This is a genomic window from Nostoc sp. UIC 10890, assembly GCF_054786515.1.
Genome location: NZ_JBSGKF010000001.1, coordinates 6,089,958 through 6,105,049 on the forward strand (window position 1 = coordinate 6,089,958; position 15,092 = coordinate 6,105,049).

6 protein-coding genes are annotated in these 15,092 nt (G+C 45.7%); 5 read left to right on the forward strand and 1 reads right to left on the reverse strand.

Annotated elements, in window-relative coordinates:
- Positions 1–16 precede the first annotated feature (16 nt).
- From ACWATR_RS25280 to ACWATR_RS25300, 5 genes are all read left to right on the forward strand, one after another.
- Positions 17–3,142: a hybrid sensor histidine kinase/response regulator gene (locus ACWATR_RS25280; protein WP_460338460.1), complete on the forward strand. Its 3,126-nt coding sequence runs from the start codon at positions 17–19 to the stop codon at positions 3,140–3,142.
- A gap of 52 nt (positions 3,143–3,194) precedes the next feature.
- Positions 3,195–3,572, forward strand: coding sequence for a four helix bundle protein (locus ACWATR_RS25285; RefSeq protein ID WP_460338462.1), 378 nt, complete (start codon positions 3,195–3,197; stop codon positions 3,570–3,572).
- A 54-nt stretch (positions 3,573–3,626) separates the two neighbouring features.
- Complete coding sequence (locus tag ACWATR_RS25290) at positions 3,627–4,655, forward strand: chemotaxis protein CheW (RefSeq protein ID WP_460338464.1); 1,029 nt, start codon at positions 3,627–3,629, stop codon at positions 4,653–4,655.
- 151 nt (positions 4,656–4,806) lie between these two features.
- Positions 4,807–6,057: a GAF domain-containing protein gene (locus ACWATR_RS25295; RefSeq protein WP_460338466.1), complete on the forward strand. Its 1,251-nt coding sequence runs from the start codon at positions 4,807–4,809 to the stop codon at positions 6,055–6,057.
- Between the two features lie 38 nt (positions 6,058–6,095).
- Positions 6,096–8,384: a hypothetical protein gene (locus tag ACWATR_RS25300; protein ID WP_460338468.1), complete on the forward strand. Its 2,289-nt coding sequence runs from the start codon at positions 6,096–6,098 to the stop codon at positions 8,382–8,384.
- Positions 8,385–8,919: 535 nt separating this feature from the next.
- Here ACWATR_RS25300 and ACWATR_RS25305 read toward each other — a convergent pair.
- Positions 8,920–14,706 carry a HAMP domain-containing protein gene (locus tag ACWATR_RS25305; protein WP_460338470.1) on the reverse strand — a complete coding sequence of 1,929 codons (5,787 nt, stop codon included), beginning with the start codon at positions 14,704–14,706 and terminating at the stop codon, positions 8,920–8,922.
- Positions 14,707–15,092: the final 386 nt, after the last annotated feature.

A 15,092-nucleotide genomic window follows, 5' to 3' on the forward strand; every position in this document is an offset into this window, starting at 1 on the left:
CCAAGCGTATTGTGTTATGAACCCCGATCCCAGTAATCAAGAGCAGGCTTTTCTTGCGGAAGCGGCAGAGTTGTTACAAACCATTGAGCAGAATTTGATCGGTCTACTTGATGAAAAAACAATAGAAAAAGTTCATGCCTTGATGCGAAGCGCCCATACTATCAAAGGGAGTGCTGCCAGTGTTGGGCAAGAAACTATTCAGACAATTGCCCATCATTTGGAAGATGTATTCCAAGCGTTATACGCTCCAGAACTGGAAATCGATCCAGAATTGGGTGCTTTGCTTCTAGATGCTTATGAATGCCTGCGAACTCCATTGAGTGCAGCCTTGATGGGCTTATCCTGCAATGAGGCAGAAATACTCGATCGCACTGCCTCAATCTTTGCCCAACTTCAACATAAACTAGGCGACTTTTTTGGCCGCGAGGCTCCGCTTCCCAGTTCGGAAGAACTTGGCTTTGATGTGGTAGAGTCAATCTTTTCCGGGAGTGTACTCCAGGATTTGCAACAGCTCGAAACTGACATTCAAAGCCAAGATCCGCAACAAATTCAAACAACACTCAACTCCCAAGCCGAATTTTTTGTCGAACTAGCAGCATCTTATGGCTTATCTGGATTGGAAGAAATTGCCCAGGCGACTCTAAACGCGCTCAAAGCACATCCAGACAAAGTATTGCAAATCGCTCAGGCGGCTTTAGAAAATTTTAAAGCAGCTCAAACAGCAGTACTTACAGGCGATCGCATTCAAGGAGGAGAGATATCTCCACAATTACGAGAATGGGCAATGCTCACTACTCCCGTCCCAGAACCGCAAGAACAGCCAGTTGCGATCGCTGCCCAACCAACACAAACGACTACAACTGAGAATCAGCCATCTCCCCTCCTCAGTGCCAGCGAAGCGGAATCAATTTGGTCGTTTTTCCCGAAGCGGACTGATAACTCCGTACCGAAAACACCGGAGGTACTAGCACCTATTTCTCAGGATTCGGTAGTAGCCCCCTCTGCCATAGAGCGGATTTTACAGTCAATCTGGATCGGAGATCCACAGACATCCTGCCGATACTCAGACTCAGATCGGCCAGCCTCTCCACCACCAGCGCCAAGCCTCCAAGCTCAGTCATCGGCATCACTTCCCAGTATCCGAGTAGCGATAGAACAACTCGATCGCCTCAGCCATACAATTGGGGAATTGCTAATCAGCGAAAACCAACAAAACCTGCAATCTAACCATATCCACAAAGCGGCCCAAGACACTTTACTACAGTTTTTGTACTGTCAACAACAACTGAGTAAAGTTTTTACTTGGTCGGATCGGCATCTGCTGCTTCCCGAACGCAAGCAGCGACATATACATGGCTCTCCACGCTCAGTTCCAACTACCGAGGCACAATCCAATTTTGATGCCTTAGAAATGGATAACTATAGCGAGTTGCACATTCTCCTGCAAAATCTTACAGAAGACATGGTGCAATTAGGAGAACGGATTGAGGCTGTTAATGGCTTAGTTCAGCAATCTCGCTTCAGTCTTGGCAAGCGCAAGCAACTGCTTTCAGGAGCGCAGGAAGATTTGCTGCAAGCCAGAATGGTTCCACTGGGAACAGTGTTGAATCGATTACCCCGCCTCCTGCAACAGATGGTAGCAACTTATCATAAGCCTGTTGAACTCAAGCTTGGCGGTACGAAGGTACTGGTGGATAAAGCCATTTCTGAGCAGTTGTACGATCCCTTGCTGCACATGATTCGCAATGCCTTCGATCACGGCATTGAACCGGTAGAAACTCGCCGCGAACAGGGTAAACCAGAAACCGGAACAATTACAATTAAAGCCTATCATCAAGGCAACCGCACTACTATTGAAGTACGGGATGATGGTCGAGGCTTTAACTGGGAATCCATTCGTCAGCGAGCTATAGAAAAACACCTGCTGACTCCCGAACAAGCCGCCTACGCCTCAGAAGACCAACTGGCAGAGTTATTATTTGAACCAGGCTTTTCTACCGCCAAGCAGATTGGTGAGTTATCAGGCCGTGGTATCGGCTTAGATGTCGTTCGTACTCAATTGCAAGCTTTACAAGGTTCGATTGTGGTGCGATCGCTTTCAGGGCAGGGAACCACCTTCATCCTGCAATTGCCCCTGAGCTTGACAACAGCACGCTTGCTCGTTTGTCAATCTCAAGGTATTACTTATGGCTTGCTATCTGAAGGAGTTAGCCAGGTTTTATTACCGCAGCCAGAGCAGATTCAAGTCCAGCAATCTTTACACGGGCAAGGCAGCCAAAAATTCTGGCAGTGGGGAGAAGGGCAAAGTCAGCAACTAGTTCCCATCCGCTCGCTTGCGAATTTGCTGGATTACAAATATCCTTTATTCACCCAAGACCACAATTTAAACCTAAGTCCTTTTCCAGTCAAACAACGGAACACCGTTGAACCTCTGCTGCTGTTGGAAACAGAGCATCAATATCTGTGTTTGCAAGTCGATCAGATTTTAGTCGAGCAGGAATTAGTAATTAAATCCCTCGGCAGAGTCCTGACTTTACCTAGTTACATCCAAGGCTACAGTGTGTTGGGAAATGGTAGCCTTACCCTAATCGTTGACCCGTTGGAGTTAGTTCGGCAAACTTGGGAGACAGATATGATGCCAACTTCCCCGGCATCAATTGCAACTAAACTATTGCCCGCGCCTGAGCCTGTTCTTGCTCTAGAAGGGCAGCTAACTATAACGCAACCGCAGCAACAGCCGATGGAAGTTAATACAGCCGTTGCTCAACTTAACCGACTGACAGTGTTAGTCGTGGAAGATTCGGTTGTACAAAGGCAAAGTTTGGTGCAGACGCTCCAGAAAGCCGATTATCAAGTGTTGCAAGCAGGCGATGGTCGAGAGGCGATCGCTCAACTGCTGCAACATGGTGATGTCGATTTAGTGATTTGTGACATTGAAATGCCACGTATGAATGGATTTGAGTTTTTAGAACACCATCGCCAAGACGAGCGTTTGTCCGGGATTCCTGTGGTGATGCTGACTACCCGTAGCGGACAGAAGCACCGCCAATTAGCTTTAGCTCTAGGGGCGAAAGCTTACCTGACCAAACCCTATTCAGAACAGAGCTTTCTAGCCGCGATCGCTGAATTGGTTAATGGGTAAAGGGTAAAGGGTAAAGGGTAAAGGGGAAGGGGTAAAGGGGAAAGGGGAAGGAATGGAAAGGAAAAAAATTGAAACTTTTGAGGATTTAAAAGTATGGCAAAAAGGTATTGACTTAGTTAAGCAAATATACTTAAGGACTAAGGAAGGTGAACTGAGTAGAGACTTTGGTTTAAGAGATCAGTTAAGACGTGCAACCGTATCAATACCTACAAATATTGCAGAAGGATTTGAACGATATTCTCGCAAAGAATACTTAAACTTTCTAAATATTGCTAAAGGGTCTGCCGGTGAAGTTCGCAGTCTTTTAAGAGTAGCGTTAGAAGTGGGCTATCTAGACCAACCAACTTATACACAACTTTCTAATCAAGCTATAGAGTTGAGCCGTATGCTATCTAATCAAATTCAATCTATAAATCAGTCATCAAAATAATAAAATCTTTCCCCTTTCCCCTTTCCCCTTTTCCCTTTACCCTTTCTATTATTTATGCTTAACACTCCCTTTCCGTTTAAGCGATTATCTGGCGCTGTCAGCGAGCGCGACTCATTACGAGTCGTTGTTTTTGCGATCGCAGACTATTTATTTGCCCTGCCAGTTGGGGCAGTTCTCAAGGTGATGGCTTGTCCCCCTATTAGCAGTACGGTTGAAAGTGGTATCGGGATGGTTGATTTGGGAGCGCAAACGATCACAATTGTGGACTTGCGCCAGAAGTTCATTCAGCAAGTACAAGCCCAACAGGCGCATCAAGTTCACTCTCCGGTTGACACTTCAGGGCGCTTCTTACTTCTGACTCAAACGCGGACTGGGGAAATTTGTGGCATTCCTGTGGACAAGCCCCCTGCCTTAATCGATATTCCTTTGTCAGCTGTGCGTCCCGTGCCTTGGTCTTATCGGCAAGTGGCGGAATTAAGCTGTGTGAGCCACATGGCTGTTTTGCCTGTAGCACCAAACGAAGAACCACTCAAAGTACTTCTTTTTGGTATGAGCCAGATATTGGCTGATAAGTTGGGGTTGCCCGGAACAACCCCAACCTTGCCTCCTGGGCTGACATCAGGCGAACAACGGCAAAGATTTCTGCGTTTTTCCTTGGGGAATCAAGGAAGTGGATTGCTACCATTTGACTCAATAGTGGACATGATTCATCTCGCTAGCCAAGAAATTTCTCCAGCCCCGGCCTTACCAAGTTGGATTTTAGGTTTCTATAATTGGCAAGGACAAATGCTGCGGGTGGTTGACTTGGAACATTTGCTTGGTTATGCGCCGCTTTTGAAGCGGCAGTCACGACCAGAAAAGCCAATGGTTCTGGTTATCGAACTGCAAAATCAGGTAGTCGGGTTTTTGGTGGCTCATGTCTACGATGTAGAGTGGCAGGATTTACAGCAAGCACAATCGGCACCAACCGACTTTTCCCCAAACAAACTGCTAAATTTTGTTCGAGGTATTCTGCCAGGCGATCGCTGGATTTTAGACACTAGAGCGATCGCTCAGACATTGCAATGGCAAACCCACTCATAAGAGGCAGAGGGGCAGAGGAGCAGAGGGGCGGAGGGGAAAGAACTTGGTATTTGAACTCTTCTTTGCTCCCTTGCTCCCCTGCTCCCTTGCTCCCCTGCTCCCCTGCTCCCCTGCTTTTTCTATTTGACTTGATGCTGCCAAGGAGTTTTCCGTGACGATCGCAACTTTAGACCCTAATTCTGAAACCCAGCCTGTTGAAAATGAAATCCAGATAGAAGAAATTTTGGCTAATGTGGCTCTAATCAAAGCAGTCTTTCAATCTGCTAAGGGGCCAAAGGTCGCTCAATTGCAGCACAAGGTAAGTCAAATCGAAGCTTTTATCCAAGCTTTGGCTAAGGATTCGCCCAGTGACAACGATCAAAATGTTCGAGGGGCTTTTCAACTCCAGCGAGAACAACTTGCGGCCATCGATCGACAAATGCAGCAGGCAAAAAGTCAAACTGCACTTTTGGAGGTTACAGCCACCGCCCTACGAGATGTTCTCAACGCCGATCGCGTCTTGATTTATCGTTTTGAGGAAGATAATCGCAGTCGAGCGATCGCTGAAGCTATACAAGCGGGTTGGACATCCCTGCTCAACCAATCCCTACCGATAAATTTGTTTGTTAATAAACCCGATGTTGGCGACGGACAAAACTTACTCAACAACCTAACTGAAGTATTAGAATTAACCCCACGCCAACAGCAATTTTGGCAACGCTTTCAGGTACAAGCTAGCCTGTGCTTGCCCTTGATTGTCAAACAACAGCCTTGGGGTTTTTTAGTTATTCATCATTGCCTCCAAACCCGACAATGGCAGGAAGCAGAGCGCAGTTTGCTACAACAAGTAGGAATGATGTTGACAATTAACTTGCGTTGGGCTGAAATAGTAGCTCCACCTGCTCAACAGCTTGAATCCGGCGATCGCTCTGAGTTACTAGTGCCATTTCAGCAGGTGAGCCACGCTGTACAAGAAGGAGCAAGAATCGCCGAGCTTGCCGGCGAGCATTTAATGTCTATTCAAGATACTGTTGCTATTACTAATAAACAGCTGCAATATCTTGGTGAATTTTGCCAGCAAGCTTCTGGCTTTGTTCATCTTGTGGAAGGCTTGAGTAGCAAAATTCAGATTTTATCCCTGAATACAGCTATCGAAGCCACAAAAGCTAGCGATCGGGAACAAGGTTTGTTAGCTGCTGCCGAACAGGTGGAAATTCTCGCCCGTCAAGCCCGCGACAGCACCCTAAATATAGAGGAGTGGTTCCAGGAACTCCAAGTGGCAGCAACAGACGTTGCTTCTGCTATCGAACCGTGCGATCGCCAAATCAGTGCTGGGCTGGAGTCAATCGCGCAAATCCAGGAGCAATTCAGAGCGATCGCCCAGATTGCTGCTTGTAGCCTCCAAACAATATCGAAGCCATAGAATTGTCACAAACCCCATAGAAACTGAGAGTTGTTTTCATGAGTACCGATTTTGTCCCCCAACCGCAGAACGACGATCGCTTTCTAGAAGAAGCGATCGATCTGTTGCTGTTCTTGGAGCAGGAGTTGCCTAACTATACAAAAGACAGTAACCCTGGTACAGCTTCGGCTCTCATGGAAGCTGCTCGCTCTCTGCATTCGATTGCCATAGCAGCCGAGCTAGATGCCATTGCCATAGTCGCAGCTGCACTAGAAGAGATTTTTCAGCTTTTGCATCAGTATCAGGCAACTGTCAACGCCCCAATCGCCTCCCTGTTGTCAGAAGGATTAGATTGCCTACAGATGCTATTGATGGCATTTTTAACAGGCTCGCAAATTGACGAAGTAGAAATTCTGGAGCGGATGTCTGCCATTGTTGCTCGTCTACAAGCAGAGTTTGGCGATCGCCAACAAAGCGTTATCCCCCAAGAAACAAACCTTGAGACATCGATAGAGCAACCGCACGAATGTGAAAAAGCAGGGGAGCAGGGAGTAGGGAGCAGGGGAGCAGGGGAGCAGGGGAGCAGGGGAGCAAAGGAGAGTTCAAATACCAAGTTCTTTCCCCTCCGCCCCTCTGCCCCTCTGCCCCTCCGCCCCTCCGCCCCTCTCCCTGCCTCTTGTGAGACTAGCCCCCAGTCTGACAGCCTTGTTCGCGTAGATACCGAACAACTTCCCATCAAGGTAGGGGAACTAGCAAACCCGAAGGAGTATGGGGAAGAAGATTTTCATGCTTGGTTGGGGGATTTTTCCCTGCCTACTGAAACATCTGTTGCATCTCTAGTTAAATCTTTTGGCGATCGCCATCCACTCTCTTTGCAAGAATCGATTTCTACCATTCTTGCAACAAGTATTCCAGCCGCTACACCCATCAATATTAAGCATCTCGAACAACTAAACGCGCTAGTTGCAACATTATTAACTACATATAATCAGCAAGCCTGTCAGGAAGAACAACAGCAACATACGATTGGGCGATTGCTCCGACAAGTTAAACGATTACAACACCTGCTGGATAACTTACAGGAATGGTCAGGACGTTTAGCAGCAATTTCAGATACTCTTTCTCCTCTAGCTGCTTCTCGCTCTCAGCAATTATACAGTACTCTGCAATCTGTTTTAGCTGAAGCGTCTCAGGTGGTATCAACTGTTGATTCGCTGAATAACAATCATCACCAACTCAAACAAGAACTTATACAGCAGAAAAAGTTACTTAACCATTCTGCCAATTTAGTCAAAACAGTTACAACTATTCCTTTAAAAGTAGCCTTAGAACCGTTGCATCGGCTTTGGTCTCAGTTACAAGCTCTACAAGATAAGTCTGCTAGACTACATTTACAAATTAGCGATATCCAAGTCGATCGGGCATTTAGCGATCGCCTCCATGCTCTCCTGTTGCATATAAGTTGCTATTTACTAGAGCAAAGTATTGAGTCTGGTCAAACACGCCAACACCTTGGTAAAAATAGCAACGGTATTATTGAAATTCAAATTTACCAGCAGGGAAATCAACTAATTATTGATGGCTGTGATGATGGCGCAGGACTTAACTTATCTCAAATCTATCAACAAGCTTTAGCCCAAGGACTCGCCCTGACAAAACCAGGGGATATCTTACAAGAACTGGTAATTGAACCAGAAGTTTCATCTGTTTTATGCGATCGCGCTGCCTTAGAGTTAGGAGTAGAATTAACTGAAGTTTGCAAGCAATTAACAGCTATTCAGGGAAGAATAGTATTGAAGTCTAAAGTTGGACATGGTACAGCCTTCTCGCTCCAAATTCCCCTCGATCAAAAAATTGCTCAACTTATCGTCTGTCAAGCTAACTCCAGAGTTTATGCATTTATTGCCGATTCTGTAGAGCAGATTTATCTATCCCAATCCGAACAAATTATCCAAACTCAAGCGGGACGTATGTTATTTTTGCAGTCTTCTGGCACCAGTGGCTTCCTTGGTTGTGCTGATGAGGATTTAACAACAGAAATGCTCGTCCCTATCCACTTATTGACTGATGTGCTGATTTGTCCTAACCAGCTTCCCACTTCAGTTACCACTTACAGCACAGATACACTAAATGCTTTCAAGCAAGATAAGCCTTTATTAGTATTTCGTTATTTAGACAAACGATGTGCTTTAGAAGTAGATTGCATCATCGGCAAGCAATCCGCTGCGATCCATCCTCTGGGGGAAGCAATCCCAGTTGCTGCTTATATCCAAGGAACTAGCGTTCTTGCCAATGGGCAACTTACCCTGGTTTTGGATGGTCAACTTCTCACAAAATCTCTAACTTGAACTGAATATCTGCCGAAATGTTTGTTACACATGAATTACAGCAGTTTTAACATAGACCCCCAATAAAAGCGCTTCACCCGGATTTCTCACCACACCTCTTAAAGCCTGTGCAAGTGCCGAGGAGAAGTAATAAGTAATAAGTAATGAGTAATAAGTAATGAGTAATAAGTAATGAGTAATAAGTAATAAGTAATAAGTAATGAGTAATAAGTAATGAGTAAGAAGTTTTTACTCATAACTCATAACTCATAACTCATAACTCATAACTCATAACTCATAACTCATAACTCATTACTTCTCTTCTGCTCTATCAAGCGCCTGAAGCTTGTGAGAAATGCGGGTTCAGTTCATAGCACATCCGTGCATTAGCGATCGCATTTGAAAAGAGTTCACCCCTCTTGGGAGGAAGTGAGAAGGATGACGGCGATCTGAGCATAAAACCCTTCCCCTTTAACCTTTTTCCCAAACCAAATTCCAGTTTAAAATCCAAAACCCGAACCGGATTGGAAATTGAAGTAAGGATTTCTAGATCAAATTAACGGTATAGCCAAACACGCAATAGAGACAGCAATTGTTCGGTATCTACGGGTTTGGTGATGTAATCTGATGCGCCTGCTTCTATACACTTCTCGCGATCGCCTTGCATGGCTTTAGCGGTCAGTGCAATAATCGGCAAAGATTTAAATTGATCGTTTTGGCGGATTAAGCGTGTTGTTTCGTAACCATCCATTTCTGGCATCATTACGTCCATCAAAATGACATCAATATCTGGTGTATTTTGTAACAGGGTGATTCCCTCTCTGCCATTTTCAGCATATAAAACCTGTATTTGATAACGCTCTAGCATACTGGTAAGGGCGAAGATATTACGCATGTCGTCGTCTACAATTAGCGCTTTTTTGCCTGTGAGTAAGTAGTCTTGTGAATGCAGTTGTTCGAGTATTTGTCGCTTGGGTGCTGGTAAATTTGCTTGGACTCGATGTAAAAATAATGCTGTTTCATCAAGGAGACGTTCGGGCGATCGCACATCTTTAATAATGATTGTCTCTGCAATCCGTCTGAGTTCCGTTTCTTGAGTTTTGCTAATTTCTCTACCTGTGTAGACAATAATTGGCAAAGTTTTGCCGTGAGGTAGAAGTTTTATCTGCTCGATCAGTTCAAACCCAGTCATGTCGGGTAGCCCTAAGTCGAGGACAAGGCAATCAAAATGCTGTGAACGGATGGCTTCTAATGCTGCTGCACCAGTTCCCACGGCAATGGTCGAAACATCGCTGTTGCCAATTAACTCAACAATACTATGCCGTTGAGTGTCGTCGTCTTCCACTACCAATAAATTTTTCACCTGGCGCTCAACGAAACCTTTAATTTTGCTCAACGCCTCGGATATTGTCTCGCTGGTTAAGGGCTTTTGCAGATATGCGATCGCACCTAGTTGCAAACCGCGTTGTCTGCCTTCCTCAACGGTCATGATATGTACGGGAATGTGACGGGTATTCGGGTCATGTTTCAAACGATCCAATACCGTCCAACCATCCATTTCTGGCAAGCGGATATCTAGCAAGATGGCTGAAGGCTGGAATTGCTGCGCTAACATCAAACCTGTACTGCCGGTTTGGGCCGTTATCACCTTGAATCCATGCTGTTGCGCCATCTCTAGAAGGATACGCGCAAAATTCACGTCATCTTCGACAATTAGTAAGACGCGATCGCCTCTTTCTATAGTAGTGCGATCATCACTAATTAGTGCTGAGTGCTGAGTGCTGAGTGCTGAGTGCTGAGTGGGGAGTGGGGGGTGGGGAGTGGGGAGTAGGGAGTAGGGAGTGAGGAGTGCCGATCTAGACTCAGCACTCGATTGTGGTAAATAGAATGTAAAGGTGCTACCTTCACCTGGTTGACTAATTAGTTTAATTTCACCGCCGAAGAGACGGGCGATTTCACGGCTAATTGATAAGCCTAATCCGGTGCCGCCATATCTGCGACTGGTAGAGCCATCGGCTTGCTGGAATGCCTCAAAAATTACTTTTTGTTTGTCGGGAGCAATGCCAATGCCTGTATCGCTGACTGAGAAGGCAATTACCATCTGGGCGCGATTTAAGGTTTGATGGTCGTTGCTCCAGCCTAGCTTGGCCACCGCAATCCGTAAGCGTACCTCTCCTTGTTCTGTAAATTTAAAAGCGTTGGAGAGGAGATTTTTCAACACCTGTTGTATGCGTTTGACATCTGTATAAATGCTGTTTGGCAATTCAGGAGTAAATTCAATTGCGAAAGCAAGTCCTTTACTCTGAGCGATTTGTCGGAAGGTACGCTCAATCTGCTCACCCAACTCTGCCAATGGCATTTGAGTCATGTCAATGGACATCGTTCCAGATTCGATTTTGGCGAGATCCAGAATGTCATTAATTAACGTCAACAAGTCAGTACCGGCTGAGTAAATTGTTTGGCTGTATTCGACTTGCTTGGCGGTGAGGTTGCAATCGATGTTATCTGTTAACAACTTGGCCAAAATCAACAAGCTGTTTAGCGGTGTCCGTAATTCATGGGACATATTGGCGAGAAATTCTGACTTGTATTTTGAGGAAAGGGCGAGTTGTTCCGCCTTATCTTCTAAAGACAGTCTTGATTGTTCAATTTCACGATTTTTGCGCTCGACTTCTTTCTTTTGTTGAGCTAACAATTCTGCTTTTTCTTCTAATTCGGCGTTGGTTTGTTGCAGTTCCTCTTGCTGTCCTTTGAGTAAATCTTCGGAGGCTTTGAGTGATTGGGCTTGTTGTTCTAAACGCTGGTTGGTTTCTCGGAGTTCGCTTTGCTGGGTTTGTAGTTCTTCGGCTAAAGATTGGGATTGCTTGAGTAATTCTTCCGTTCGCATCGATGCTGCGATCGTGTTGAGAACGATCGCTATACTTTCGGTAAGTTGGTCGAAGAATGTCAGATGAATTTCGCTAAAGCGGCGAAAGGAGGCTAATTCAATCACTGCTGTCACCTGTCCTTCAAACAATACAGGTAACACCACGGCATTGAGGGGCGTGGCTTCTCCTAAGCCAGAGGTAATTTTGACATAATCGTTCGGTACTTCCGTTAGCAGAATTCGCTCTTTTTCTAAAGCGCATTGTCCCACCAAACCTTCACCCAATTGGAAGCGGTTAGCTAAATGTCTGCGTTCGCGATAAGCGTAGCTACTAATTAGTTTCAAATACGGCATATTTTCCCCAGACTCCATGAGGAAGAATACGCCGTGTTGCGCTCCTACCAAGGGTGCTAGTTCTGAGAGAATTAATTTAGATACAGTTTCCAAGTCTCGCTGACCTTGGAGCATTCGGGTAAATTTGGCTAGGTTAGTTTTCAACCAGTCTTGTTCGGTGTTTTTCTGCGTTGTCTCCCGCAGGTTGGCAATCATCTGGTTGATGTTGTCTTTAAGTATCGCAACTTCCCCTAATGCTTCGACGGCAATTGAACGAGTTAAATCACCTTTAGTTACAGCTGTTGCAACTTCTGCGATCGCTCGCAACTGAGTTGTCAGTGTCGCAGCAAGTTCATTCACATTATCTGTTAAATCTTTCCAAGTCCCAGCCGCCCCAGGGACACTAGCTTGTCCGCCTAACTTCCCTTCAATTCCCACTTCCCGCGCCACTGTGGTTACTTGATTGGCAAATGTCGCTAGGGTATCAATCATCTCGTTGATTGTCTCTGCCAAGGTTTCAATTTCTCCTTTGGCATCTAGCATCAGTTTCCGTTTCAAGTCACCGTTAGCAACGGCTGTCACAACTCTGGCAATACCGCGTACTTGGGCTGTTAAGTTCCCCGCCATTGAGTTCACGTTATCTGTTAAATCTTTCCAAGTACCTGCTACACCTTGGACTTGCGCTTGTCCGCCCAATTTCCCTTCAGTTCCGACTTCCCGCGCCACCCGCGTCACTTCACTGGCAAAGGAACTGAGTTGATCTACCATCGTGTTGGTAGTATTCTTCAAATCCAAAATTTCGCCTTTGGCATCGACGGTAATTTTCTTGGAAAGGTCTCCATTTGCTACCGCTTTCGTAACTTCGGCGATGTTGCGAACTTGTCCGGTGAGATTCCCCGCCATTGAGTTCACGTTGTCTGTTAAATCTTTCCAGGTTCCAGCAACTCCTCTGACGTAAGCTTGCACGCCCAATTTACCTTCCGTTCCCACCTCACGGGCAACCCTGGTAACTTCCGATGCAAAAGAATTTAGCTGATCCACCATTGTATTAATGGTGTTTTTGAGTTCCTGAATTTCACCTTTGACATCGACGGTGATTTTTTTAGATAAGTCGCCGTTTGCTACGGCTGTGGTAACTTCGGCAATGTTTCGCACTTGCGCTGTCAAGCTTCCCGCCATGAAGTTTACACTGTCAGTTAAATCTTTCCAAGTGCCGGCTACACCTTTGACTTCTGCTTGTACGCCTAATTTACCTTCAGTTCCCACCTCACGAGCAACTCGCGTGACTTCACTTGCAAAGGAATTGAGTTGATCTACCATTGTGTTAACGGTATTTTTCAACTCTAAAATTTCACCTTTGACATCAACGGAGATTTTTTTAGATAAGTCGCCATTAGCTACGGCGGTGGTGACGGCGGCAATGTTTCGCACCTGTGCCGTTAAGCTTCCCGCCATGAAATTCACGCTGTCGGTTAAATCTTTCCAAGTACCAGCCACGCCGCGCACATCTGCTTGGACACCCAATTTACCCTCACTTCCCACCTCCCGCGCCACCCTTGTGACTTCACTTGCAAAGGAGTTGAGTTGATCCACCATGATATTGATGGTATTTTTGAGTTCGAGAATTTCACCTTTGACAGCAACAGTAATTTTCTTGGATAAGTCACCATTGGCGATCGCAGTTGCAACTTCGGCAATGTTTCGTACTTGATCGGTGAGGTTCCCGGCCATTGAGTTTACATTGTCGGTCAAGTCTTTCCAAGTGCCAGCCACTCCTCTAACTTCTGCTTGCACACCCAGTTTTCCTTCAGTTCCTACTTCCCGCGCCACCCGCGTTACTTCACTAGCAAAGGAACTAAGTTGATCCACCATTGTGTTAATGGTGTTTTTCAACTCCAAAATTTCGCCTTTCACATCAACGGTGATTTTTTTTGATAAGTCGCCATTTGCCACAGCAGTAGTCACTTCGGCAATATTCCGTACTTGTGCCGTTAAGCTTCCCGCCATAAAGTTTACGCTGTCGGTCAAGTCTTTCCAAGTGCCAGCCACTCCACGCACTTCTGCTTGAACGCCCAGTTTACCTTCACTTCCCACTTCTCTCGCAACCCGCGTTACTTCCGATGCAAAAGAACTGAGTTGATCCACCATAATATTGATGGTGTTTTTGAGTTCGAGAATTTCACCTCTGACATCGACAGTGATTTTTTTCGATAGATCACCATTGGCGATCGCAGTGGCAACTTCGGCGATGTTGCGAACTTGTCCGGTGAGATTACCCGCCATTAAGTTCACGTTGTCTGTTAAATCTTTCCAAGTACCCGCCACTCCCCGCACTTCAGCTTGGACACCTAATTTACCTTCAGTTCCCACCTCACGGGCAACTCTTGTGACTTCTGATGCAAAAGAATTCAGTTGATCCACCATCGTGTTGACGGTGTTCTTAAGTTCCAGAATTTCGCCTTTCACATCGACGGTGATTTTTTTTGATAGATCGCCATTTGCGATCGCGGTGGCAACTTCGGCAATATTACGAACTTGTCCGGTGAGATTACCCGCCATCAAGTTCACGTTATCAGTTAAATCTTTCCAAGTACCCGCCACACCTTGCACTTCGGCTTGAACGCCCAACTTCCCTTCAGTTCCCACCTCACGGGCAACTCGTGTTACTTCCGATGCAAAGGAACCAAGCCGTTCTACCATTGTGTTGACGATATTAGCAGTTTGGAGAAACTCACCTTGGAGGGGTCTGCCATCAATTTCTGTTGCGATCGTCTGGGATAAATCACCATTGGCGACTGACCGAATTACACGAGTAGTTTCAGCAGTTGGTTGAACTAAATCTGTAATCAGAGTATTGACAGAAGCAACACAATCTGACCAAGAACCACGAACATCTCCGAGAGAGGCGCGATCGGCAATTTTGCCTTCTTTGCCGACAACATTACCAATCCGTTGTAACTCCGCCGCCATCCGCTCATTTTGATCAATAATATCATTGAGCGTATCAGAGATTTTCCCCGCCACACCAGTATGATCTATGGGCATCCGAGCCGAGAAGTCACCCTGTTTAACAGCATTCAGCGTTCTCAATAGCTGATTTAAATCTAGATTGTCGCTGTCTCTAGTTAACTGTTCGGTTGCCATAGCCTTATCCTTAATCTTGAATCTTGAGGAATTTTTTGTATTTTTTGCACCCCGTACCTAGTGAGATAACTTTTAGGTAATGCGGATAAAAATAGAGAGTAGGGAATAGAAAGTGGATTAAACTAATTTTTATGGGTGCGAGTGTAAGCAGTTGATAAAGACTGCAAACTAAATAGTATTGCCGTCATATCTGACATACCACTTAGCTAATGATAGCTAGTTGGCCTATGTTATGCAGCATAAATTCTAGATTTTACCCCACCCTAACCCTCCCCAATGCATTGGGGAGGGAACAAGATTTTCCGGTTTCCCCCCAATGCATCGGGGGGATTAAGGGGGGTAATTTGGCTTATACACCGTAGCCTTAAAAAAGAGGAACTAGTGCC